Below are 25507 nucleotides of genomic sequence, written 5' to 3' on the forward strand. Positions count from 1 at the left end.
ACGTGAGTTACCAAGATAAACAAGAGCCTTTGATTCGTAGTTTTAAAAGCATTTTAAAGGATGAAATTTGCTCTTCTCAAGCAGATATAGTTGAAGAGTTAAAGCGCCAAGGCTATGACAACATTAGTCAGTCTAAAGTATCCAGACTTCTAACTCGATTTGGTGCAGTTAGAACTCGTAATGCAAAGCAAGAAATGGTTTACTGCCTACCTCCTGAGCTGGCAATGCCACACACCGAAAGTCCATTAAAAAACTTAGTTTCGGACGTTAGCTACAATCAAGCTATGATCATTGTTCGAACGTCACCTGGTGCTGCTCAGCTTATCGCTCGCATGCTAGATTCGTTAAACAAATCACATGGTGTGTTAGGAACAATAGCAGGAGACGATACTATTTTTATTGCGCCTGTCGATACCAGCAAAATATTAGAAACCAAACAAGAAATCGAATCATTTTTTGAAGATGTGTAACTTTAATTAAGCCAAAGGTAAAAGCTAGCAAATGACAATCGGTATTATCGGCGCTATGGCGCAAGAAGTTGCGATTTTAAAATCTCAAATTACTCATTTACAAACTCAACAACATGGCCCTTGCCAAATATTCATTGGGCAAATTGAAGGTAAAGAAATTGTACTCGTGCAATCGGGTGTGGGTAAAACCGCAGCGGCCATGGCTACCAGTATTTTACTCGACAACTTTAAACCAGACCTTGTGTTAAATACAGGCTCAGCTGGTGGCTTTGCCAGTCATTTAAATATAGGCGACCTCGTCATTTCTAGCGAAGTGAGACATCACGACGTTGATTTAACCGCATTTGGCTTTGAAATAGGCCAAGGCTTTAATTTTCCAGCTGCATTTAAATCATCTCTAGAATTAATCGAAAAAGCATTACTAGCCGCAAGAGAACAAAGTGAACTACAAGCCGAAGTTGGTTTAATCTGCTCGGGCGACAGTTTTATGGCATGTCCAGATAAAGTCGCAACCGCTCGTCATCATTTCCCACAAATGATAGCGGTGGAAATGGAAGCAGCAGCAATTGCTCAAGTTTGCGTTCAATTTGAAACCCCATTTGTTGTCGTGAGAGCCTTGTCAGATATTGCAGGCAAGTCTTCTCATTTAAGTTTTGAAACCTTTCTAGAACAAGCAGCTAAACATTCATCAAAATTAGTCACTGATTTTATCAAGCTTTGTGATTAAGGCGTTTTGATCTCAATGGACTTGATTAACTTACCCGAGCTCCCCGAATATGCAGTTAGGTGCATCAGCATAATTTTAGTCATGACATTAGACTATTTTTTACCTATGGGAGAAAAATTTCATCCGCTGTACTTTTTCCGCTTAGTGGCGATTAGATTGGCAGATAAAGTTAATCCAGATCCGAATCGGCATAGCTCTCAACTCATTATTTCTGGCGCTTTAGCTGCGCTAGCTTGGGTGTTACCTTTAGTCTTAATTGGTATATTTTTTATGCCACTCATCGAGTTTCCCTATGTATTTGAAGGTTTTTTATTTTGGCTATGCTTAAGCCTCTACCCTTGTATTTATGATCATAAACGAGTTGCTAAAGCCTTAACAAAGCAACAAAAAATGCTGGCTCGAGATAGACTTGATAAATGGGTACTAAGGGACACTACTTCGTTATCTGAATTAGGCATAACCAAAGCCTCAATTGAATCTTTAACTTTAAGAAATAGCTATTACACCCATGGTTTAATTTTTTGGTTTTTGTTAGGTGGCGTTTGGATAGCGCTAAGCTACCGACTTCTGCTTGAACTAAGCCAAGTGTGGAACACCAAAAACTCCAGCTTTAAACATTTTGGTTTACCTGTAAGAAGCTGTGTCAATGTTTTAGCTTATCTACCACTCAAGCTATCAGGCTTTAGCTACTGTCTAGGTAAAGGCATTTCAGGCTGGATAAAATTAGAAGAATCTGTCACCAAAGATTGGCCTTTTTCGCTTTCAGTTTCACCCTTAGCAGGTATGAGCCAAGCATTAAAAGTACAGCTAGGTGGTGCAGTTAAATATAGCAATCGTAAAATACGCAGGCCGCAAATCAGCCAATATCGACAAGTTCAAGTGAAAGATATTCAAGATGCAATTAAACAAATTTATCAATCTAACCTTATTTGGCTAATAATGATTGTAATTAGCGTCAGCATAGTTATGATCTGCAACCAATTTTTATCTGTATAACTTCGCGGATCGGTTAAATTTTAGCTATAACTTACAACTAAAATTTAAAATCGACCTTTGCGTATAGTTTTTAGAGTGAAACGATACAAAAACACGACCAAATATCACAATACAAGAGAATAAAATGCGTAAATACCAAGTTTATGGCCTAGGAAATGCTCTAGTCGACAAAGAGTTTGAAGTAACAGATTCATTTTTAGCTGCCGCAGGCATAGAAAAAGGCTTAATGACCTTATTAGACGAACAGCAACACTTAGATTTATTAGCTAAATTAAAAGCTGAATTCGGTTTAATCAAACGAGTTGGCGGTGGTTCAGCAGCTAACAGCATGGTTGGTATTGCTCAATTTGGCGGTGATGTATTTTATGCTTGTAAAGTTGGCGATGACGAAACGGGTGAATTTTACGTAGATAACCTAAAACAAGCTGGCGTTAATATCCGAGTTAACGAGTTAAGCTTAACCGGTCAAACTGGTAAGTGCATGGTGATGGTTACGCCTGACGCAGAGCGTACTATGAATACTTATTTAGGCATTACAGCTGATTTGTCTGAAGATGAATTATTTTTAGAAGAACTAGCTGAATCTGATTACCTATATATTGAAGGTTACCTAGTTACATCTGAAACCGCTAAAGCAGCGATTCAAAAAGCTAAAGCGCAAGCAAAAGCTAACCAGTGTAAAATTGCGATGACTTTTTCTGACCCTTCTATGGTTAAATATTTTAAAGATGGTTTAACTGAGTTATTAGGTGATGAAAAAATCGATTTATTATTCTGTAACGAAGAAGAAGCACTGACCTATACTGATGAAACAGATTTAGCTAAAGCTGCAGCGAAACTGCTCGATAAAGCTAAACAAGTCGCTATCACCCAAGGTGCAAATGGCGCAAGTGTTTATACCCAAGATTCAGTAACTCAAGTAGAATCACCAAAAGTGACAGCTGTAGATACCAACGGTGCTGGTGATATGTTTGCTGGTGCATTTTTATACGGTGCAGCACAAGGTTGGGACGCTGAAAAATCTGCCACACTAGCCTGTGCAGCAGCCGCCGAAGTAGTTACCCAATTTGGCCCAAGAATTTCTAAAGCAGCGCAACAAGCGCTGTTAGCAAAAGTATAAGTTTACTTAAATTTAAATTACTGCGGTGTTAGGCCCAGTAAAACTCAACAAACTGGAGTTAATCTAAATGACAGATTACAAAGTAGCAGATATCAGCCTAGCTGATTACGGCCGTAAAGAATTAACTATCGCAGAAAGCGAAATGCCTGCATTAATGGCAATTAGAGCTAAATATAAAGCAGAGCAACCATTAAAAGGTGCAAAAATCTTAGGTTGTATTCACATGACAATTCAAACTGGTGTGTTAATTGAAACACTTGTTGAATTAGGTGCTGAAGTACGCTGGTCATCTTGTAATATTTTCTCAACTCAAGATCATGCTGCTGCGGCAATCGCTGCTGCTGGTGTACCTGTGTTCGCTTGGAAAGGTGAAACAGAAGAAGAGTACGAATGGTGTATCGAACAAACTATCAATAAAGACGGTAAAGTTTGGGACGCAAACATGGTATTAGACGACGGTGGCGACTTAACTCAAATCTTACACGACAAATACCCAGAGCTACTAGATAACATACATGGCGTAACTGAAGAAACAACTACGGGTGTTCACCGTTTACAAGAAATGTTAGCAAAGGGCGAATTAAAAGTACCAGCTATCAATGTAAATGACTCTGTTACTAAGTCTAAAAACGATAATAAATATGGTTGTCGTCACAGCTTAAACGACGCGATTAAACGTGGTACTGATCACTTATTATCTGGTAAAAAAGCGCTAGTAATTGGTTACGGCGATGTAGGTAAAGGCTCTGCACAAAGCTTACGTCAAGAAGGCATGATAGTGTGTGTAACAGAAGTTGACCCTATCTGTGCAATGCAAGCTTGTATGGACGGCTTTGAAGTTGTATCAACATACAGCAATGGTATCAATACAGGTAAATTAGAAGACGTTAACACAGCTATTTTAGGCAAAACTGACTTAATCGTTACTACAACAGGTAATGTTAACGTATGTGACAAGAACGTGTTACAAGCGCTTAAATCTGGCGCTGTTGTTTCTAACATTGGTCACTTCGATAACGAAATCGATACAGCTTTCATGCGTGAAAACTGGAAATGGGAAGAAATTAAACCACAGGTTCACAAAATTTACCGCAGCGACGATGTTAACGACTGCTTAATTTTATTATCTGAAGGTCGATTAGTTAACTTAGGTAACGCAACAGGTCACCCATCACGTATTATGGATGGCTCGTTTGCGAACCAAGTTTTAGCTCAAATTCACTTATTCGGTGAAAAATTTGCTGATTTACCAGCGGCAGAAAAAGCAGCTAAAATTACAGTTGAAGTATTACCTAAACAATTAGATGAAGAAGTTGCAGCTTACATGGTTGCTGGTTTCGGTGGTGTTGTTACTAAACTAACTGAAAAACAAGCAGACTATATTGGTGTAACAGTAGAAGGTCCATTTAAACCTGAGACATACCGCTACTAATGGATAGCTGATTTAAACTATCAAAATGACATCTTAAAAACCTTGGCGCTGTTAGCGCCAAGGTTTTTTTATAGCCCCTACAATTTTCCTTAACTCCATATAAGAAATTAACCAACCCCATTAAATCATTGATGTTATTGTTTTCTTTCTTGAGAAGTATTTTCTTAGAACAAAGCTAATTTACGTACCTAGTAGCTGGTTATTAGGCGAATCCAACTCAGTTATCGGCAAAAGGCGATTAAAAAGCAAGTTGTTACCCCAAGTTGGTGTTAACTACCTTTTATCAAACTTATCTGCTGTTGTAAAAATTGGTCTATCTTACCGACAGAATCAGACAACCAAGGTTCAAATAGCCAAAAAGTATGAATTACATCATTATAAAAATAAGTTTTATGAGCGATTTTGAATTTATCTAACGCCTTAAATAAATTTTCACGTCCCGCCTGAAACCTAAGTTGGCCACTACTCAAATAAAGCATTGCGGGTGTTTTATTTGAAACATGAGTCAAAGCTGAAGCTTGCCGCCATATATGAGGAAGCTCTTGGTATGAACCGCCTAACCAAAGTGCTGCGGCCGAGTGACCCGCTTTTTTATTTTCATACAATAATGCAAGTGGATCAGTAAAATCTATCACACCATCTAACACAATAACGGCAAATAGATCCGTGTTATCAGTGTCATTTTTATAAAGCCCTGTTTGACTTGTAGTTGCTAGTAAGGCGGCCATTTGTCCTCCAGATGAACCACCAGCGATAGCAACGAGTTTAGGGTTAATATTATAAGAATGAGCATTTTGTTTTACCCAGCTAATCGCTCTGTTAATGTCGCGTAACCCTGTCGGGTAAGTAGACTCAGGTGATAGCCTGTATTCAACCGGTATGGTGACATAACCCATATTAGCAAGCTTAATTGCCAGTCCATACATATGCGATTTATTACCAGACATCCAACCACCACCGTGAATTAAAACAATAGCTGGTTTAAGCTCATTAGATTTGCTCGCAGGCCTAAAAATATCAAGGTGTAGTTCTCGCTTACCCTCTTTAGCATAACGAAGATCAAAATACATCTGAGCTCCCTGATTTAATTCTAATTTAGGCAAAACCAAATCAGGCTGTAACTTTTTATACTTTTCATATCGCTGGGACACGGTATAACTATCATTTACCTCGTAGGCAAATGCATTTAAGCAAAGGGCAGTCAAGACCGTCGCTAAGTTTGCTAGTTGGAAAATTTTAATCATAAATTTCTCGCTAAAATGTGTTGCAGCTTTGTTAGTGCTTATTACTAAATAATAGAGAAAGTATATTATAATGATAAATCTAAAATATGCCACCGGTAGCATTTGTGTTTTTTATCAGTTAAAATACAATTAATGTTAACAAGATGTAGTCTTCACTATACATCCTAAAATATCTAAGGCTTTATATGTCCATTAAAACCAAACAGCTAACTTCCTTATTATTCATTTTAGGACTTACCGCTTGTTCAAATTCAGCAGCACCGGTAAAAAATATGACCCAATATACTGAGTTAGATGCCCTGCTCCCGGATGAACCTAAGTTACCCACAAACGTCTGCATAAACTTATCTGCAAAACTAAAATATTCTAATTGGGTTTTAGCGGACGAAGTTGATCAAGACCCTAAAGATTCATCACCCGATTCAAACCGATTACAACAAGCATTAAATAACTGCCCTGCTGGTTCCGCGGTTAAACTTGTTAAAGATCAGCAAGGCAATAACGCCTTTTTATCTGGCCCTTTCACCATACCTTCTGGAGTGACATTGTGGGTAGATAAAGAAGTAAAACTATTCGCGTCTCGCAGCCCAGCTGATTACGACTTAGGCGATGGCGTTTGCGGTGACGCCCTGCCAAAAATTAAAAATCGATGTAAACCTTGGATCTATGCCAAAAATACAGTGAATAGCGGCATTGTTGGTGAAGGTACACTCGATGCTAGAGGCGGATCGGTTTTAACCTCTGGTAACAGGGCATATCAAACAACTTGGTGGGATCTTTCAATGCAAAGTAAAGCCAAAGTCAAACTTGAGCAAAACAATCCAAGAATGATCCAAATTGACGACAGTAAAGACTTTACTTTTTATAAAATAAACCTACAAAATGCGGCTAAGTTTCACGTAGGCAGCAAACGCGTAGATGGCTTAATCGCTTGGGGTGTTAAATTATTAACGCCTTCACTCGCTTATACCAACCCAGGTTACCAATGCGCAGAAGAAGATTTACCTCGCCCAGGAAAACTGGATAAACCGAGCACCTGTTTTATCCCTGAGTTGGTTAAAAATACCGATGGTATTGATCCAGGAACCAGCAAAAATGTCACCTTAGCTTATTCCTTTGTCAGCACAGGTGATGACAATGTCGCGATAAAATCAGGCAAAGAATCTAATCGTCCCGCGACCGAAAACCACTTATACGCACACAACTACTTTTATTACGGTCATGGTATGTCAATTGGTAGTGAAACCGACGCTGGTGTTCATAATATAAAAGTATGGAATTTAGTGCTAGATGGCCAAGACAGTGGTCATGGCGTTGGCATCAGAATTAAATCGGATGGCAAGCGAGGTGGCAATATTAGTAATGTTTTATATCAAGATGTTTGTATGCGTAGAACCAAAGATTCTTTAGTTTTTAGCCCATATTATAGCTCAACTAAAAAGACTAATTTACCTCCAAATATGTTCGATATAAAAGTCAAAAACTTCCATTACGTTGATTACCCTGGTGCAAAATACAATAAGGCAAAAATTAACTTTAGTGGTTATAAAAATAACCAATTGGTCAACCCACTAAAAATTACACTCGACAATATTGTCTTTGATACTCAACCTATTGTACGCGATAAGCATCATCACAACATAGAATACACAATTGGTACAAGGGGCACAGTTAACTTCCCATTTATTGAATCAGACTCAATCAGCGTAACAGATAACTCAAGCCTGCCTGCAGAAGCAATCGCTTGCCCAGAAGCTAAATTTATAAAATTTCCAGCCCCAGACTCCCCTATTTAACCCCTTTGAATAGGCGAGTCCTAACGACCCAGAGTGATGCCCTGCTCTGGGGTTGTCATAACAACAAATGGAATCCGGATAATGACTAAATCCATATTTAAAATTATATTCACTCTGATTTGCTTAACCCAATCAATACAAGTCTCTGCTACTACTTTATTTTTAGCAGGAGACTCAACTATGCAAGACGTAGATCCCGAGCGAGGGCCTGATTTTGGCTGGGGGCAATTGCTTCCCATTTATCTCTCGGATAACTCAGCGCTAAAAATAGAAAATCATGCCAAAGGGGGACGCAGCACTAAAACTTTTCTCTCAGAAAAAAGATGGCAAACCATATTAGATAAGCTCAAGAAAGACGACTGGGTATTAATTCAATTTGGTCATAATGATGCCTCATACCAAAAACAAGAAAGGTATACCGCACCTGTAGATTACAAGGCAAACTTAATAAGATTTACTCAAGAGGTAAAAGCTAAAGGCGCTCATCCAGTGCTGATTACACCTGTGATGCGACGCTACTTCGACAACCAAGGTAAACTGAAAGATGCTCATGGTATATACCCAAGTTTAGTGCGTGAAGCGGCAGTAGAAACTAACACACCTTTAATCGATTTGTTTAAAACCAGCTGTGCTTTATTACTAGAATATGGCCCTGAAAAATCGGCTGTATTATATATGAGTGTGAAACCGGGCGAACATCCTAGATATCCCGAAGGTAAAATAGATAAAACCCATTTTTCAAAAACAGGCGCCATTGAAGTAGCTAAACTCGTCGTTACCGAGTTACAACAAAAATCCATCCAGCCTCTGGCTAACTTTTTTCAACTTTAAAATAAAATGCAAACTGCTTGCATGAACAGAGTGGAGACGCCTGTTCATGCCCTACTCAATAACATTCTGTAATTTAGTATATTTCCTGCCATCAAACCTCAATCACACACGAGCATTCAGTTCATTTCAAAGCCACGAGCAGTAATACATCCAATAAAAATAACACTTTCACCTTGATAAATAATAATACTATAGTATCTTATTATTGTTTTTAACATTAAAAACATATTTCTTACAACCTTAATCCTATAATCATAAAAGTTTTTGGAGGCTCCATGCACTCAGCACGCAATACAATGTTTGGTTTCGCTTGTGGTTTATTATCATTCGCGAGCTGGCAATCTTGTGCAATAGACAGCGGCGTTTACACAATATCTTCAAAACATACAGGGCAGTTAGTAGAAGTTGGCGGCGCAAACGCAAGTGACGGCGCAAATATTAATCAGTGGCCAAGTAATGGTCACGACACTCAAAAATGGTTGGTTACCCCAACAGATGACGGTTACTACTCACTTATTAATTTAAGCAGTGGTAAAGCGATGGAAATTTATAACTTCGACACAGAGAATGGCGGAAATGTTACCCAATGGGAATACTGGGGTGGTGATGCGCAAAAGTGGGAAGTGAATGATCTAGGTAATAATGAATATTACTTAGTCAATAAAAATAGTGGTAAGGCCTTAGATTTACTAGGCTTTTCGACTGATAACGGCGCTAATATAGGCCAATGGCAATATTCAGGTAATAATGCCCAACGTTGGACTATGACTAAAGTCGGCAGCATAGAAAATGCACCTTGGGACCCTTCAACAACCAATGGCGCTGCTAACCACTGGGCATTATCAGGTAATCTTGTTACCCATGACCCAACAATTGGTTATGAAAATGGTACTTGGTGGTTATTTCAAACTGGACCTGGCATTTATGGAAAGTGGTCTTCTGACGGTGTAAATTGGAATGGCGCAGCTCCCATTTTTCCAAATGGTTTAAACTGGTGGCAACAATATGTACCTGAGCATGATGGTATGGATATTTGGGCTCCAGAGCTCAAACACTATAATGGACGTGCTTACTTGTATTACTCGGTTTCAACTTTTGGTTCTCGCGTATCTGCTATTGGTTTAGCTTCAGCATCTAGTGTTTCTGCTGGTGATTGGCAAGACGAAGGTGTCGTTGTTAATACTACAAATAGTAACAATTATAACGCTATTGATCCCGATTTAGTGCTAGATAAAAACGGGGCTCCTTGGCTAGTTTTTGGTTCATGGAACTCTGGGATAAAGCTCAAGCGTATTAATCCCATAACAATGAAACCTTATGGTTCTTTGTATTCTTTAGCAAGCCGTTCTGGCGGTATTGAAGCGCCGACCGTTATTTACCGACAAGGTTATTACTATCTATTTGTGTCTATTGGAAAATGTTGTGCTGGTGTCGATAGTACATACCAAATTGCCTACGGTCGTTCGACAGACATTAGAGGCCCATATTTAGATAAAAACGGGGTAGATATGATGAGCAGCGGCGGCTCTATTTTAGATGCGGGTAACAATGTTTGGGTTGGTCCTGGAGGCCAAGACATCTTAAACACAGACGTTATTGTTCGTCATGCTTACGATGCAAATGATAATGGCACACCTAAGCTATTGATTAGCACATTAAACTGGGATTCTAGCGGCTGGCCACGCTATTAATTTAGGCTATAAACTGACTGGGCACATATTATGTGCCCTTTTTCTCTCGGTGTTTTTTACTATTAATCTAGCTAAATAAACACATCAAGTTAAATGCATCTTATTTTGGGAATATCCAACCATCGAGTTGTATATTGAGGCGATAATAAAGCCCTACGCATTTTCCATTGACTCACTTGCTCTGCGCTTGAAATATATAAAGTACCTTGCCCATATTTATGGTTAATTGCATCATAAGAACGCATCAACAAATCTTTTTCTCTACTCAATTCGAATAAATCAAACTGAGTGAAACTAGCATTAACTAACTCTAGTGCTCCCAAGCCGCACTTATAAAATTGAATGTTAGGCAAATAAATTTGATCGACCAAGGCTGAAACTGCATTGGCAATATTTAAACTGTCACTGGTTGGTGTAACGAAATCGTGTATATATTCTCGCTTTATATAGGCAGGATCAAACCGAGAGGTATGAGCAAATATTAATAACCTTTTCACCTTTGAATTTTGTTGTCTTAATTTTCGTCCAATAATATCAGCATGGGTAATTAATGCTGAGTTAAGGTTAAATTTATCCGTAACTCTTTGGCCAAAGCTTCGTGTTGAAAAGATTTCTTTTTTGGGTTGTTTAACTTCGTCCCAACTAAAACAAACTTCGCCATTCAGCTCTCGTACCGTTTTTTCTAATACCACAGAATGGAAATCTCGCATTTTTTTAGCGCTTTGTTGAGCAAGCTCCCACGCATTAGATAAACCAAGTAAAGCTAAGCGTTTAGATAACCTGGAACCAATTCCCCAAATATCTGCCAGCTTCATTTGTTTCAATATGTATTCAGCTTGTTCCAAGTTATCAATAACAGCAACTCCATTAAAGCCAACTAACTTTTTAGCGGCATGGTTAGCGACTTTAGCCAAAGTTGGAGTCATGCCAAAACCAACGCCTACAGGTAACTTAGTTTCGCGCCATACCGTGCTGCGGATCAGCTCACCGTATTCACGCCAATTACCTAATTTTTGACTAAATAATAAAAAGGATTCATCAATTGAGTAAACATGTTGCTCCGAACAGAATCGTCCAATCACAGCCATCATTCGGGCGGATAAATCAGCATAGAGTTCATAATTTGAAGAACGCACCACAACATTATGCTGATCTAAATACTTTTTTAACTTAAAGTAAGGCTCAAATTTTGGGATATTTAAAGTTTTAGCAATTGGGCAGACCGCGCAGATACAGCCATCGTTGTTTGTGAGCACAACAACAGGTTTATGACGTATGCTTGGATCAAATACTTTTTCAGCTGAAGCGTAAAAAGAGACAGCGTCGACTAACGCATACATTCGGTTAACTCATGAAATGGCATATCGTGATTTCTAATTGAACATACAACGACGCCTTCTATTCTAAACTCATCTATTTCAGAAATAGAAACTGGCTTATAAACTGTATTCGCCGATAGTAAAACACGACGGTTTTTATCTAATAACTTACAAATAAACTCCCCGTTGTAATTGGCGACAATCACACTCATTTGCTTAGTATTAACTGCTCTATCAACTATCAGTAAATCCTTATCGAAAATTCCAACCCCTTGCATTGAATCACCGCAGGCAATGCCGATAAAGGTAGCTTCTGGATGCTTAATCAGTAGTTGATCTAAAGACAAACCTAACTGAGTGTATTCAGCTGCCGGCGATTCAAAACCAACAATGCCAGCACTCGCATAAATAGGAACGACTTTCATTTTACCCGCCAAATTAACTGTATATAAAAACAGTATAATAGCAAAGAAGATTTATTTCACCTAAACTTGCTGCAGGTATAAATAAATAGCCCCAATGTGGAATAATAACTTGCTTGCTTGATTGATTGATTGATTGATTGAGGGACATTTTTAATAACTTCGTTGAAGTTAAATATTTTACTGTGGGGAAGCTAAAAAACCTGAACTCTGGATAACAACTTGCTTTCTATGGGCTATTTATCCTTATAACTGCGTTGAATTCGCTAGTAATAGCCAGCTATTACGTACACAAATTCGCCTTGCTCTAAGAATAATTACCTCCATAGAAGAGTTATGAATAAACTTTGTTATAAATTACAAAGTATTAGCTAACTTGTTATCCAGAGTTCAGGTTAAAAAGGAATTAAGAGATTAGCCTAAATACTGGAAAAGGATTACCTCTCGTCATTACTAAATTCAAGTGTTAAATTTACTGCCCTACAAAGACTTATAGGGCAGTAAGGTAAGCTTAATTATTCGCAATTAATACAAAATCATCTGCGTAATAATCACCGCCTTGGTTATTCCACATAAAGATATTATGCGTTTGCTCAGCATTACCCGTCGTGAAAGTTAAAGTATATAACTGATAACCACCAGCATTGTTTACCTGTGCATTATCTAAGGTTGCACCTGTCGCTAAGTTGGTCACACCTAACCAGAAGCTTTGGCCGTTATTAGCTACTCGAGCATTAACTGTTAATGTGTATTGAGTATTAGCGGCTAAAGTAACATTGTAGTTAAAGCTCCCTGCTCCATCGACAAAGGCAACATTGTTACCACTATCCGCTTGTACACTAGCTGCACCGTTTAATGTCCAGCCAGCTGAGCCATTACTAAAGTCTGAATTACCAATTAAATTATCTGTCACTATATCTAAAACAACTGAGTCAGATAAATTATTCACTGTCGTCGCTGTAATGGTAACACTTCCTTCTGCTATGGCTGTGACAACCCCATTCGCATTAACTGTTGCAATATTATTGTTACTTGATGTGTAGGTGACTGTATCATCGTCCACATTATTTGGCGTTACGTTTGCATTTAACTGAAGCGTGTCGCCAATCGTTAAACCTGCTTGTGATGAAGTTAGCTCAATTTGTGCTGGTAAACTAGCCTGCTCTCCAGCTACCAAGACAAAATCATCTGCATAATAATCGCCACCACCATTATTCCAAATAAAAATATTGTGCAATCTTTGTGAACCTGCGGTTGTAAATGTCAGGGTATGCGTTTGATAACCTGTATTAGTCACACTTGTGCTCACTAAATTATTTGGTGCCGCGGCATTAGATATATCCGTTACGCCAAGGTAAAAACTATCACCTTGGTTACCAACTCTAGCATTAACCGTTAGCGTATATTGAGTGTTTGCAGCTAGCGTAATATTGTAGTTAAAACTCCCCGCACCATCGACATACGCAACATTGTCGCCATTGTCATTTTGTACGCTTGCTGCACCATTTAACATCCAACCATTGGCGTTTGTTTCAAAGCCTGAATTAGCAATTAAATTTTCTGGGTGAAGGTTAATCACAACTGAATCCGACAGCTCAGGCGCTGCGACAGAAGTAGCTGTAATGGTTACTGCCTGAGTTGATGAAGTGGCGTGAGCAGTGACTAAACCATTCGCATTAACCGATAATAAGGCTGAATTACTAGATGTATAAGTCACTGAAGTATCTGTCGTATTATTCGGTGTAAGATTAACATTCAGCTGAGCTGTTTCATTTAAACTTAAATCAGTCACAGGTGAAGTCAGCTCAATTTCCGTTGGTAACACAGGTCCAATTGTCTGCCCTACAAGATCAAAGTCATAAGCATAATAATCACCACCACCATTATTCCAAATAAAGATATTATGGTTTCTTTCACCAGCATAATTGGCCGTGGTAAAAGTTAAAGTCTGCAATTGATAGCTAGTATCAGTAATTGGTGTATTACCTAGATTTGTCGTGCTGACTAAGTCAGTCACACCAAGCCAGAAGCTCTCACCTTGATTCGCAACTCGTGCCATTGCGGTTAAGGTATACTGTGTATTGCCCGACAGAGCTAGGTTCAAATTAAAGCTACCTGCACCGTCAATATGAGCAACATTATTGTATCCATTATCTGTGATCACATTAGTATTACCAGCAGTTGTCCATTCTGCGCTGCCAGGTTGTGGCAGTGAAGCATCTGAATCACAAGGATCACATGGACTACAAGGTTGGCAACCACCACCTCCATTATCATTGTCATTACCAGGTTCTCCCTCAGGTAAAATTAAATTATCGATATTAAAACCTTGAGGTGGTGCAACAAAAGCTTGGGCTGGTATGCCCTGACCTAACCAGTTTTCAGGAATATTACCAAACACTAAAGCATCAGGCTGCATAGGCTGACGACGTCGATCATCTGGTGCATTAACCGAATTATCTAATGTTAAAGCGGCAATACTAAGTGTCGGGCGCTCATTAACTGGTTCCATGTGACAACTTAAACAAAATGCATTTTGCGATGAATCAGGTCTAGGATGGTTTCTTAACAAAGGGCCTTCAGGAAAGTTAATACTTTCACGTACACTAACAAGACCATTTGGAATATTGCCTAAATGCGCTGCGTAATCAGCAGTATAGTCATGGTAGCAAACATATTCTGGGTAACTAGTTTCGTTGTTATCAGCTAGCGTATTAGTAATTTCAGCATGTGTACTAGCAGGATAACTTGCTGCCATATTTTGCCAATTATTTTCAGCATTTGCTGTCACACCGGTTAAAGTACCATTAGCATGATTACACGCCACTTCCGCATTCACCTCTTCCGCTAAAATTTTAAATTCATCAATCCAGCCTCTAAAACCAGTCGCATCACCTTGCCCAACTAATAAATTACCTGGTGTTAATTGAAATAGCGCTAAATTGTTGGCGGTTGAAAAAGTATCAATCGTCATACCGTTTATATAAGTACGAATATCTGTATTGCCATTCGTTAACTGGAACGCAATATGCGACCAAGCATTGGCTGAAATTTCAATTGGTGAAGTAATGACATGTAATTGAGCACCCGCAGCATTAAAAAATACAATTTGATCATTACCACGTAAACGAATTTCACTACCATCAGGGAATGACATCAAGTTACGCGTACCACCTGTATCTCTAGGGTCAACAAAAATGCTGTAATACCAGTTTGAGGCTAAAACATTACGATTTTGAGCCGCAATCGTAAATTCAATACCATCGTTTTGTCCATCTAACCACAAGCCTTTACCATGAATACCACCATTGCTAATAGGTTCAACCCTTGCATCTGAGTTGTTCACGTTTTCTAATAAACGCCCGCGATCAGGAATAATCCACTCATTAGTTGGAATTGTTCCATTTAAATTAGGTCGACCACCTGTCGCTGCGTTTTGCACATGATTATGAGATTCACCACGAACATTATTATCTGCAACGTTCACAGCATAAGTCATATTGGCATTAATAAAGCTATTCGGATTCAAATAATCATCAAAACGAACCTCATCAGTACTTCGGCCTGTACTCATTAACCAAGTCACATCCGCAGGAGAAACAGGACGCATATTAAAGTGATAGTTAAATCTATGTTCATTGGTATCAAAAAAATTAGTGTTAGCAGAGTTACTTGCAGGCATCAAAGAATACTCACGTTGACGACCCATCCCCACTCGCTTGGGCACGCCATCATCGTATAAATTGAAATTACGCTGCTGAGTTAGCATAAAATCTGAGTGGTTAAGTTGATTATCCAGTACCACCATTTTACCGCGCGTCCATAAGCCCATCATTGAACGACCTTGGAAGTTAGATCCTTCTTCCATAGAAACGCCATTAAAACGAGGACCACATACCTCACCGGCAACACAAGAAGCTTGAATACCCGTGCGACTTCTAAAATCGTTTAAAGAATCAAAGTAACCAGTAAACGCAATATTTGCACCGTCTTTATCCATCCAAGGGTAACTACCAAACTCATAGTTTTCACCGATTAAATCACCTTCAGCATCTCGAAATGGCTGCATAGCTAGGCCATAACGAGTATTGATAGTGTCATCATAAGGCGCATGTGCCATTGGACGAATATCACTCGCTTGCCATTGTCTAACATCGCATGGACCATAAGCCGGATTATCAATATTTTCTGGCACTATATAAGTGATATCAGAATGGCCATTATTGCGTTGGTTACCGTTATTATCAAACCATCTATAGTTACTATTATTACCAACACGCATTACCATCATACGACCATCGCTGGTGATGGTTGGCTCAAAAAATGATGCTAAACCATTAATCGTTGGTCCAGTAATTTGATTTGTGACTGTGACATCAGCAATTTGTGCATCAACAGTTTTTGGACTTTGTACTCGTACTCGAACATCAATGCCATAAATAGTACGCGAGGCACCGTTATTATTACCACTACCTCTGATAAGCGTTAAATCATAGCAATCAAAAACCCCGTTATTTTGTTCTACCCCGTTAGCGTTACACGCGTAAGGGTTATTACGGCCTGGATTGTCAGGCGCTAAAGTCGCATCACATAAACCAGCATGAGCTTGACCACCACTACCTAAAATTTGGGCAGTGGGTATAGTCGCTTGATCAGGCGCATCTTGATTAGGAAAAGCAAGAATTTCTGTACCTGCTGCTGAATTCATAAATGGTGTATTCAATTTTTCAGGTACTAATAAGCGAAATGCTACACGTGCGTCAGTTGTTAAATTTTGTGGTCTATGTGCTACACCAATTCTACCATCGGCGCTCGTTTGTAAAGGTGGGATAGTCGGAGCAATGTATTGAGGCTCACCTTGAATAGTCTCTTGCATATGTACGTCACGATCTATTGTTGGACGCTCTGGTAATGCGACAGCTTGCGAGCTAGCAAGTGCGAGCAGCAGTGCTGATTTAATGATCTTCATTAATTTTCCCCAAACTCAACGCGAGTCGTTGAGTAATAATTTAATTATGTATTAATGCTTGTTTTAGATTTATTTACGTTAATCTGGGGAAGAATATACAAAAAATTTACACTCAACACAATAAACCTACATAAACATAACATGTTTATGTAGGTTTGTTGTATTGGCATTTTGAGTTATACCTTTGAATTAAAAATAAAAAATGCCGATGTGAATTTTTTACTAAAAAATATGAAGTACAGAATTATCGAGCTAATGCTTAAACACAAAAGGTCAATTAACTAAATGAAGACCTTATAGTGCGCAAAATGCTGAATATAAAATATGGTTAGACTCTCTAGAGCATGAGAGAATTGTATTACTTTTAAGTAAAAAGAGGTTTTTTTATAAGAATTTTTATAAAACGAATGTTTACAACAAATGTAAGTATTTAGGGTATCTAAGATAAATGATAAGCAAGAATGAGTATTAGAAATGATTTATTTTGTTAGGACCTACCAGTATTAGATACTGGCAGGGGCGGAGGGATTCGAACCCCCAACCGTCGGTTTTGGAGACCGCTGTTCTACCAATTGGAACTACGCCCCTAACGAGTTGTGCTGAATTATACATAGGCTTTTGCGACTGTAAAGCATAAAATTCAACAATTTAACTGTTTGCTTAATTTATGTTCGACCTTACTGTTTCAATCACATAATCTAGCTCACCGTCGTCTATTTTCAGAAACTCTAGAATCGGATCTCGGACCGCTTCCCATTCAGGCGAAACGTCCTTGCCTTGTTGCAAATCAACAACAATATGCCTTGAAATTTTCAAAATGGCTAACAACCATAAACCAACTTTACTTAATTCAGTTGAGCTAAATAATGTGCTGCAATCATGCTGGTAATAAATGACCTCGATTAAATCTTTGGCTAACTTCCATCTCTGACCAAGCAAGGCTCCTATAGTAGTGTGGTTGGTTTGGCATAATAGATTCTCTTGCTCAAGTAGTTCATCACTCCAACCTTCGGATTCTGCTTGATGCATTATCTTTGCATAATCTTGGAAGTTTAAAAACATCACCGGAATACCAGCAGCGTGAAACAAGCCTAGCATGTATGCATTGTCACCTAATTGTGGCTTGTCGAGCTGGTTGGATACAAGCGCACAAACATTCGCTATATCGGTTGAATCCTGCCAAAATTGATTTAGCTCATCGCTGGCAGACATCGCACTTTTAAGCGCGACGGCTTTAACAATCGGAAATACTCGTTTCAGCCCTAGCACCATAACGGCTTGGTCAATCGATTTAATTTCTCGAGTTCGTCGAAATGCAGCGGAATTGACCACTTGTAACACAGCGGCTGAAATGCCAATGTCACTTGCTATCGCTTTAGCTATTTCAGCTACATCCGGTTCAGGTTGTTTTGCTTCTTGACTCACTTTCAGTAAAGCCTCAGGTCGAGGCGGAATAGTGACATCTTGTAAAATTTTCTTTTCAGCAGCAGTAATACGTATTGCCATGACACAACCTTAAATTTTATATAATTAACTCATGGTGTTTCTATATTAAAAGATAGCTGAAAGCACCAAACGATGCGAACACTTTATGCCATAGTGGCACAAATTTTACATTCGGGATCGGCAGATAAATTAAATTGGTTGAAACTAAGCTGCCATGCATCAAAACATAAGAGTTTATTATTGAGATATTCAGCCGGATTTAATAGCAGTTTAATGCATTCTAATGCTTGCATACTCCCCATAATGCCAAGGAGTGGACTTAGTACACCACTATTACTACAAGTTAAGCCAGCGTCATTATCGGTTAAATCCGGAAATACACAGTGATAACATGGACTAGTCTGCTGTTTATAGTTAAACACCATTAATTGACCTTCGCCACGAATTGCTGCGGCCGTTATCAATGGTACTTTTGCATTTACACAAGCTGTATTTACAAAATAACGAGTCTTAGCATTATCGGTACAGTCTAGAACAGCATCCGCAGCCTTGATTAACGCTGAAAAATTGGCTTTTTCAACTTCGGCAACTATAGCTTGGATTTGAATTTCAGGATTTAAGGCTTGTAATTGTTGGGCTGCAACTTGCGCCTTTTCTCGTTTTACGTGGTTAGTTTTATATAAAACCTGTCTTTGCAAGTTTGATATTTCAATTTTATCCGGGTCGATTATGGTTATTTTACCAATCCCGGACGCAGCTAAATACAAGGCGCTCGGGCTGCCTAATCCACCCGCGCCTACTATCACCACATGTGCATTTTTAAGTTTTAATTGGCCCGACTCACCAACCTTACCTAGTAATAAGTGACGACTATAACGTAAACTTTCTTGACCCGATAAACCTGTTGAGTCAGAACCAATATGAGACATAGTTAAACCATAATTTGATTAAAAGACTGAATTGCACCGACGGGATCTTCCGCTTCCGTAATGGCAGTCACAACAGCAATTGACCCAACCCCAGTTTGCCAAACTTTTTCAGCTCGCGCTAAATTAATTCCACCTATGGCAACCATAGGTAAATCAGTTTGCAATTTTAAATAACGAGATAAACGTAAAGTACCCTGAATTTGACCTGTCATATCTTTGGTTTTGGTCGGGTAAATAGCCCCTACTGCAATATAACTAGGCTTAATTGCCATTGCGCTAAGCAACTCATATTCACCATGTGTACTTATACCTAATCTTAATCCTGCCTGTTTAATTTGGATCAAATTTGCTGCAGTTAAGTCTTCTTGGCCTAAATGAACCCCATATGCTTTATGCTTAATCGCTAATTGCCAGTAGTCATTTATAAACAAACGCGCTTGGTATTTATTACCTAGCTCAATCGCTGCAATAATCTGCTGTTCAACTTCTTCAAGTGGTAAATTCTTAACTCTTAGCTGCAAGGTTTTAATCCCCTGCTCTAACAAGAATTCAATCCACTTGAGTTCGCCAACGACAGGATAAAGACCTAGCGATTGGGTATCACAACTGGCAAAGTCAGAGCTCCACTCGTATTCTTCATCTAAGTCCCAATCTAATTTTTGCGCAATAGGTGAGTTAGCGAGTATCACTTCTGGGTAATACTTTTTCTCTAGCGGCCAAGGCCCCTGCCAAATTGGACCATAAACACCATCAAATTTAGCCGATTCAACTAAGCCTTGGTTAATATAAGCTTTTGCGACTGTAATTGCATCGCGCAATAAATAGCCTTGTGCCAAACAAGCAGCAACCGCAGATGCATAAGTACAGCCACTGCCATGGCTATGTTCAGTATCAATTCTTTCTGACGCTAACCAATAAGCTTGGTCACCATTATTAGCAAGATCAACACTATAATCTTCATTTATATCAACATGGCCGCCTTTTAAAATAACAGCGCCAATGCCCATAGCCAGCAACTCATTAGTGGCATCCAACATACTCTGCCAGCTAATAATATAAACCCCAGAAAGGCGCTGCGCTTCATTTGCATTAGGCGTTAAAACATCAACAAGTGGGAATAATTTAGTTTTTATGGTCTCTGTTATATCTTCTTCGGTTAAACCGCCACCAGCAGACGAAATAGCAACAGGATCATAAACCACAACAGGCGCATGTTCCCATTCGCTTTGACAACGCAAAATCCAATCGGCAACTGCTTCTACTTGCCTTTTATTGGCCAGCATACCAATTTTTATCACTTTAGCTGGTTTATGTTGCTGTAACGAGTGTAGTTGAGACCATAAAACATCCTCACTCACAGCATTTATTTCTTGTACACCCAAGTTATTTTGAGCCGTATTAGCGGTAATAATAGAGCAAACTTCGCAGCCTAGGTTATGTGCTGTTTTGATATCAGCTTGAATCCCAGCTCCACCACTACAATCTGATCCTGCAATTGTCCATACTACAGGTTTAGTATTCACTTCTGACATTGAGTTATTTTCTCGAGTTGATTTTTGCGCTAGTTTGAAATTAGACTAAGAACCCCCTTCAAATTCAGAGGGGATTTTAATAACAGCTTGGTTTTTTCAGCCGCTATATAAAACTTAAGAAAAACTGACTAGCTATTTTCTTGATGCCAAAAAGGCATACCTAAGGTTGGCGTACTTGGATTAGCGACATCTTTCTCCGGCATGCTTCCAGCCATATAACCATAACGACCCGCTTCAACCGCAGCCTTAAATGCTTTTGCCATTAATACAGGATCTTGCGCTTGGGCGACTGCCGAATTTAATAAGACCGCATCATAACCTAACTCTAAAGCCTGCACAGCATGAGATGGCATGCCTAAACCAGCATCAACAATTAAAGTCGTTTGCGGAAATCTGTGACGAATAGCGCTCAGTGCATAAGGGTTAAGCAGACCTTTTCCTGTACCAATTGGTGCACCCCATGGCATTAAAACTTCGCAGCCTAATTCCACTAAATGACGACAGATAACTAAATCATCTGTGCAATATGGCAAGACCTTAAATCCATCATTAATTAAAATTTCTGTCGCTTTGACTAAATCAATCGGATCCGGTTGTAAATTATATTCATCACCAACCAGTTCTAATTTAACCCAATCTGTTTCAAAAATTTCTCGCGACATTTGCGCTAAGGTCACAGCTTCTTGAATTGAATGGCAACCAGCTGTGTTAGGTAAAATCTTCATACCTAAATCTTTAATGTGCTGCCAAAATGCATTACCCCCACCAGATTCAGGTGACTGACGACGCAAAGACAAAGTAACAACTTCTGCACCTGAGGATTTAATCGAATCTTCCATAATGCTAGGTGAAGGATACAAAGCACTACCAATTAATAATCGGCTTGAAATTTCAGTGCCATATATATTCCAAGTATCTTGCTTATTTTGCACATCAGACATAACTAACCGCCTTGAACTGGTGATAAAACATCGATTAAATCGCCCTCGTCAACAAGATACTTATCATGTTGACTTTTAGGCACAAATTGACCATTCACTGCTAGAGCAAAAGGTGCAGTTGCACCAAATTGTTTAACTAATGTAATTAAGGATTTTTCACCTTGGGTATCAATTAACTGACCATTAATTTTAATATTCATATTGATAGAATCTGTCTTGTATTTTTATCTTAAATGATTGCTTCAAGTACATTGAGTTCTTTCACCACATTGCGGTTTAATTCAACTACATGCGTAAAGTAACTGTGACTTAACTGGTTAGCTTGATTAAATAAAGTAAGCGCTTGTTCAACAATAGCTGGTGCTAGTAAATATCCGTGCCGATATAATCCATTTAATCTAATCGTGTTACCCTCTAAATAAACCTTAGGTTCATTATCAGGTAAACTAGGTCTCAAGCCACTTTCTAGTTCTAATATTTCAGCTTCGGCAAAACCAGTATGTACGCTATACGCCGCAGATAATAATTCTAAAGCGGAACGAACAGTTACCGGCTTATCGCTTTCCGATTCAATTTCTGTTGCACCAATCACATACTGATTATTTGGTTTAGGTGCGATATAAATAGGGTATCTTGGGTGCATTAACCTAACAGGCCGAGTTAAATTAACCTGAGGCGCATAAACTCGAGCAACTTCGCCTCTAACACCTCGTAGCGATTTAATCTGGGGTTTAGCCCCTATGCCGCGACAGTCAAAAATCCAGTCATAATCAATTTTTGCGCCACTCGCAGTCAGGGTATTACCATCAATTTCAACATGGGTGTTGGCAAAAACTTCAACTTGGCTCGCCATGATCTGCTGGTTTAACGCAATATATAAAGCGCGATTGTCGAGTTGACCTTCAGTTGGTAAATATAAACCCTGATGAAAACGACCTGCAATTTCAGGTTCTAAATCGGTAATTTGACGACTAGTAACAAATTCAAAATTTTTCGCTTTTAGTCGCTGAGAAAAACTATGTAAGTCGCCTCTATCTTGGTTATGCGCCAAAATAAGACTACCCGTTTGTTGATAAAAAACTGCATGAGGTAATTTTTTAAGTATTTCGGGCCAGAGTGTCATGGAATGACAACCTAGTTCAACAACCAACTCACTAGAAATAACGGACTCGGCTGTAGGTGCCAGCATAGCAGCGGCAATATAACCGGCACTTTTGTCAGCTTTTAAACTCGTTTGTTCATATAAATCGACTTGATGAAATCGACTTAATTGAACTGCTAACAACTTTCCTAATAACCCAGCGCCGACGACTGCAAGTTTCATTTGTTTACCTCAAAGTTAACCTAGGGCGCTAAATTAACTTAAATACTCTGCTAATTATTTGATCATAAACAATAAGCTTAAATAAAAGTTCAAGCTTGATTAATTCAATCAAGCTTGAACTGAGCGCTCAAAAAAGCGTTCTTTACTTAGCTATATGATAAATTTCAGCGCCTTTCTCGCGGAATTCTTTAGACTTTTCAGCCATGCCTTCATCCGCAGCACCTAAATCTTTGATATCAATTTTCTTAGCTTCTAAATCAGCTGCATAATCACGTACTTCTTGAGTGATCTTCATTGAACAGAACTTAGGACCACACATAGAGCAGAAATGAGCGACTTTACCTGATTCTTGCGGTAAAGTTTCGTCATGATATTCACGCGCGCGATCAGGATCTAAACCTAGGTTAAACTGATCGTGCCATCTAAATTCAAAACGCGCTTTAGATAAAGCATTATCTCGAATTTGTGCGCCAGGGTGCCCTTTTGCTAAATCAGCCGCATGCGCTGCGATTTTATAGGTAATTAAACCTTCTTTTACATCTTCTTTATTTGGTAAACCTAAATGCTCTTTTGGCGTTACATAACAAAGCATTGCACAGCCGTACCAACCAATTTGAGCTGCACCTATACCAGATGTGAAGTGATCATAACCAGGTGCGATATCTGTTGTTAACGGACCTAAAGTATAGAAAGGCGCTTCATCACAATGTTTTAACTGCTCTTCCATGTTTTCTTTGATCATGTGCATAGGAACATGACCTGGGCCTTCAATCATGACTTGTACATCGTGCTTCCAAGCGATTTTTGTGAGTTCGCCTAAAGTACGTAATTCACCAAACTGAGCTTCGTCGTTTGCATCTGCTAATGAACCAGGACGTAAACCATCGCCTAAAGAGAAAGAAACATCGTACTGCTTCATAATCTCACAAATTTCTTCAAAGTGAGTGTATAAGAAGTTTTCTTTATGATGTGCTAAACACCATTTCGCCATGATAGAACCACCGCGAGAAACGATACCCGTTAAACGCTTAGCAGTTAAAGGTACATAACGTAAAAGCACACCAGCATGAATAGTAAAATAGTCAACACCCTGCTCTGCTTGTTCAATTAAAGTATCACGGAAAATTTCCCAAGTTAGGTCTTCAGCCACCCCATTTACTTTTTCAAGTGCTTGGTAGATAGGTACTGTTCCGATTGGCACTGGTGAGTTACGAATAATCCACTCACGTGTTTCGTGAATGTAACGGCCTGTAGATAAATCCATCACTGTATCGCCACCCCAACGAGTTGACCATACTAGCTTTTCTACTTCTTCTTCAATTGAGGAAGTAACTGCAGAGTTACCTATGTTTGAGTTAACTTTAACTAAGAAGTTGCGGCCTATAATCATAGGCTCAGCTTCTGGGTGGTTGATGTTTGCAGGTATAATTGCACGGCCTTCAGCAACTTCTTTGCGAACAAATTCAGGCGTAATTTCAGTTTGAATATTTGCGCCCCAAGAATAACCTTTGTGCTGTTGTTTTAAAACTTCATCCTTGTGATCAGCAATGCGTGAGTTTTCACGAATCGCAATATATTCCATTTCAGGCGTGATAATACCTTGACGAGCATAATGCATTTGCGTCACATTTTTACCTGGCTGACCACGACGGATTTTAGGTAAATGTTCAAAACGAATATGGTCTAAACCTTCATCGGCTAAACGCTTTTGGCTAAAACGCGAAGATACTGAATCTAATGCTTCTGTATCGTTGCGGCTGTCGATCCACTGTTCGCGGATTCTTGGCAACCCTTTGTGTACATCAATTGCAATCGACTCATCTGTATAAGCACCAGATGTATCGTAAACACGTACTGGCTCATTGGCTTCAAAAACAGGTTCATCTTTTGTACCGCCAACTAAAGTGTCACTAACTGAGATTTCACGCATACCCACTCTAATAGATGGATCTGAGCCTTCTACATAAACTTTTTTAGAGTTAGGAAATGGTTGACCGGTTAAATTATTAATAAATTCCTGAGCAGCTGCTCTCGTTTCTCTTCTGTTGCTTGTAGCCATGGATATCATGCCTTTATCTGTGTTTGCTAGAATAAAGACGGAATGCTGATTCGACAAGGTAGTAGCTAGGTGCGTTCTGCAATAAACTAATTTATATTTTCGCTCTAGTTAAGCTTAAATCGTTTTTAGCAGAGAACATTTAGATGTTTACTCTTGTTTCCTACGCTGGTTTTACCCAGATCAGGTTCGACGGATCCCACTTACGCGATCTCAGCCCTACGGCACTCCGACAAGTTTCGAGCAAAGTATATCGATTTCG

At 39.1% G+C, this 25507-nt stretch carries 19 protein-coding genes, 1 tRNA gene and 1 riboswitch; of the genes, 8 read left to right on the plus strand and 12 right to left on the minus strand.

Annotated features, from left to right (window positions below; all coding sequences use genetic code 11):
* Positions 1–2 precede the first annotated feature (2 nt).
* The 5 genes from argR (at position 3) to ahcY (ending at position 4745) form a co-directional block, all read left to right on the plus strand.
* Positions 3–470 carry a transcriptional regulator ArgR gene (gene argR / locus XM47_RS08555; RefSeq protein ID WP_048691642.1) on the plus strand — a complete coding sequence of 156 codons (468 nt, stop codon included), beginning with the start codon at positions 3–5 and terminating at the stop codon, positions 468–470.
* Positions 471–501: 31 nt separating this feature from the next.
* Positions 502–1197 (plus strand): 5'-methylthioadenosine/S-adenosylhomocysteine nucleosidase, encoded by a 696-nt coding sequence (gene mtnN, locus XM47_RS08560; protein ID WP_048691644.1) that lies wholly within the window; start codon positions 502–504, stop codon positions 1195–1197.
* Between the two features lie 15 nt (positions 1198–1212).
* Entirely contained in the window at positions 1213–2193 is a 981-nt protein-coding gene (locus tag XM47_RS08565; RefSeq protein WP_048691645.1) for a cobalamin biosynthesis protein CobD/CbiB, read from the plus strand.
* 124 nt (positions 2194–2317) lie between these two features.
* Complete coding sequence (locus XM47_RS08570) at positions 2318–3313, plus strand: adenosine kinase (RefSeq protein ID WP_048691647.1); 996 nt, start codon at positions 2318–2320, stop codon at positions 3311–3313.
* 67 nt (positions 3314–3380) lie between these two features.
* Positions 3381–4745, plus strand: a complete 1365-nt coding sequence (gene ahcY / locus XM47_RS08575; RefSeq protein WP_048691648.1) for an adenosylhomocysteinase — start codon at positions 3381–3383, stop codon at positions 4743–4745.
* 269 nt (positions 4746–5014) lie between these two features.
* Here the strand turns inward: ahcY and XM47_RS08580 are convergent, their stop codons facing one another.
* Positions 5015–5989, minus strand: coding sequence for an alpha/beta hydrolase (locus XM47_RS08580; RefSeq protein ID WP_048691650.1), 975 nt, complete (start codon positions 5987–5989; stop codon positions 5015–5017).
* A gap of 272 nt (positions 5990–6261) precedes the next feature.
* Between XM47_RS08580 and XM47_RS08585 the strand changes: the two genes are divergently transcribed.
* From XM47_RS08585 to XM47_RS19460, 3 genes are all read left to right on the plus strand, one after another.
* Positions 6262–7785, plus strand: coding sequence for a glycoside hydrolase family 28 protein (locus XM47_RS08585; protein WP_172656514.1), 1524 nt, complete (start codon positions 6262–6264; stop codon positions 7783–7785).
* An 81-nt stretch (positions 7786–7866) separates the two neighbouring features.
* Positions 7867–8616 carry a rhamnogalacturonan acetylesterase gene (locus XM47_RS08590; RefSeq protein ID WP_172656515.1) on the plus strand — a complete coding sequence of 250 codons (750 nt, stop codon included), beginning with the start codon at positions 7867–7869 and terminating at the stop codon, positions 8614–8616.
* A gap of 275 nt (positions 8617–8891) precedes the next feature.
* Entirely contained in the window at positions 8892–10307 is a 1416-nt protein-coding gene (locus XM47_RS19460; protein WP_053084532.1) for a family 43 glycosylhydrolase, read from the plus strand.
* Between the two features lie 89 nt (positions 10308–10396).
* Here the strand turns inward: XM47_RS19460 and XM47_RS08600 are convergent, their stop codons facing one another.
* From XM47_RS08600 to thiC, 11 genes are all read right to left on the minus strand, one after another.
* The gene (locus tag XM47_RS08600; protein WP_048691653.1) at positions 10397–11647 is read right to left on the minus strand and encodes a Y-family DNA polymerase; all 1251 of its coding nucleotides are present in this window, start codon (positions 11645–11647) and stop codon (positions 10397–10399) included.
* Positions 11635–12051, minus strand: a complete 417-nt coding sequence (locus XM47_RS08605) for a LexA family protein (RefSeq protein ID WP_048691655.1) — start codon at positions 12049–12051, stop codon at positions 11635–11637. Before XM47_RS08605 ends, XM47_RS08600 begins: the two co-directional genes overlap by 13 nt.
* A 508-nt stretch (positions 12052–12559) precedes the next feature.
* Positions 12560–17017 (minus strand): Ig-like domain-containing protein, encoded by a 4458-nt coding sequence (locus XM47_RS08610; protein ID WP_048691657.1) that lies wholly within the window; start codon positions 17015–17017, stop codon positions 12560–12562.
* Between the two features lie 511 nt (positions 17018–17528).
* Positions 17529–17605, minus strand: a tRNA-Trp gene (locus tag XM47_RS08615).
* A 72-nt stretch (positions 17606–17677) separates the two neighbouring features.
* Positions 17678–18523: an HDOD domain-containing protein gene (locus XM47_RS08620; protein WP_048691658.1), complete on the minus strand. Its 846-nt coding sequence runs from the start codon at positions 18521–18523 to the stop codon at positions 17678–17680.
* An 83-nt stretch (positions 18524–18606) separates the two neighbouring features.
* The gene (locus XM47_RS08625; RefSeq protein WP_048691660.1) at positions 18607–19392 is read right to left on the minus strand and encodes a HesA/MoeB/ThiF family protein; all 786 of its coding nucleotides are present in this window, start codon (positions 19390–19392) and stop codon (positions 18607–18609) included.
* Between the two features lie 2 nt (positions 19393–19394).
* Positions 19395–20924, minus strand: coding sequence for a thiamine phosphate synthase (gene thiE / locus XM47_RS08630; RefSeq protein WP_048691661.1), 1530 nt, complete (start codon positions 20922–20924; stop codon positions 19395–19397).
* Between the two features lie 128 nt (positions 20925–21052).
* Positions 21053–21865: a thiazole synthase gene (locus XM47_RS08635; RefSeq protein ID WP_048691663.1), complete on the minus strand. Its 813-nt coding sequence runs from the start codon at positions 21863–21865 to the stop codon at positions 21053–21055.
* Positions 21866–21867: 2 nt separating this feature from the next.
* Positions 21868–22065, minus strand: a complete 198-nt coding sequence (gene thiS, locus XM47_RS08640; protein ID WP_048691665.1) for a sulfur carrier protein ThiS — start codon at positions 22063–22065, stop codon at positions 21868–21870.
* Positions 22066–22094: 29 nt separating this feature from the next.
* On the minus strand, positions 22095–23189 hold the full coding sequence (gene thiO / locus XM47_RS08645; RefSeq protein ID WP_077066517.1) for a glycine oxidase ThiO: 1095 nt from the start codon (positions 23187–23189) through the stop codon (positions 22095–22097).
* Positions 23190–23331: 142 nt separating this feature from the next.
* Positions 23332–25248 (minus strand): phosphomethylpyrimidine synthase ThiC, encoded by a 1917-nt coding sequence (gene thiC / locus XM47_RS08650; protein ID WP_412731122.1) that lies wholly within the window; start codon positions 25246–25248, stop codon positions 23332–23334.
* A gap of 140 nt (positions 25249–25388) precedes the next feature.
* A riboswitch (TPP riboswitch) is annotated at positions 25389–25487 on the minus strand.
* Positions 25488–25507: the final 20 nt, after the last annotated feature.

Origin of the sequence: Catenovulum maritimum (assembly GCF_001050375.1) — a bacterium.
GTDB classification, from domain to species: Bacteria; Pseudomonadota; Gammaproteobacteria; order Enterobacterales; family Alteromonadaceae; genus Catenovulum; species Catenovulum maritimum.

Coding starts and splice junctions, on each gene's coding strand:
- mtnN (WP_048691644.1), top strand. CDS start 502: ATGACAATCGGTATTATCGGCGCTATGGCGCAAGAAGTTGCGATTTTA.
- XM47_RS08565 (WP_048691645.1), top strand. CDS start 1,213: ATGGACTTGATTAACTTACCCGAGCTCCCCGAATATGCAGTTAGGTGC.
- XM47_RS08570 (WP_048691647.1), top strand. CDS start 2,318: ATGCGTAAATACCAAGTTTATGGCCTAGGAAATGCTCTAGTCGACAAA.
- ahcY (WP_048691648.1), top strand. CDS start 3,381: ATGACAGATTACAAAGTAGCAGATATCAGCCTAGCTGATTACGGCCGT.
- XM47_RS08580 (WP_048691650.1), bottom strand. CDS start 5,989: ATGATTAAAATTTTCCAACTAGCAAACTTAGCGACGGTCTTGACTGCC.
- XM47_RS08585 (WP_172656514.1), top strand. CDS start 6,262: ATGACCCAATATACTGAGTTAGATGCCCTGCTCCCGGATGAACCTAAG.
- XM47_RS08590 (WP_172656515.1), top strand. CDS start 7,867: ATGACTAAATCCATATTTAAAATTATATTCACTCTGATTTGCTTAACC.
- XM47_RS19460 (WP_053084532.1), top strand. CDS start 8,892: ATGCACTCAGCACGCAATACAATGTTTGGTTTCGCTTGTGGTTTATTA.
- XM47_RS08600 (WP_048691653.1), bottom strand. CDS start 11,647: ATGTATGCGTTAGTCGACGCTGTCTCTTTTTACGCTTCAGCTGAAAAA.
- XM47_RS08605 (WP_048691655.1), bottom strand. CDS start 12,051: ATGAAAGTCGTTCCTATTTATGCGAGTGCTGGCATTGTTGGTTTTGAA.
- XM47_RS08610 (WP_048691657.1), bottom strand. CDS start 17,017: ATGAAGATCATTAAATCAGCACTGCTGCTCGCACTTGCTAGCTCGCAA.
- XM47_RS08620 (WP_048691658.1), bottom strand. CDS start 18,523: ATGGCAATACGTATTACTGCTGCTGAAAAGAAAATTTTACAAGATGTC.
- XM47_RS08625 (WP_048691660.1), bottom strand. CDS start 19,392: ATGTCTCATATTGGTTCTGACTCAACAGGTTTATCGGGTCAAGAAAGT.
- thiE (WP_048691661.1), bottom strand. CDS start 20,924: ATGTCAGAAGTGAATACTAAACCTGTAGTATGGACAATTGCAGGATCA.
- XM47_RS08635 (WP_048691663.1), bottom strand. CDS start 21,865: ATGTCTGATGTGCAAAATAAGCAAGATACTTGGAATATATATGGCACT.
- thiS (WP_048691665.1), bottom strand. CDS start 22,065: ATGAATATTAAAATTAATGGTCAGTTAATTGATACCCAAGGTGAAAAA.
- thiO (WP_077066517.1), bottom strand. CDS start 23,189: ATGAAACTTGCAGTCGTCGGCGCTGGGTTATTAGGAAAGTTGTTAGCA.
- thiC (WP_412731122.1), bottom strand. CDS start 25,248: ATGGCTACAAGCAACAGAAGAGAAACGAGAGCAGCTGCTCAGGAATTT.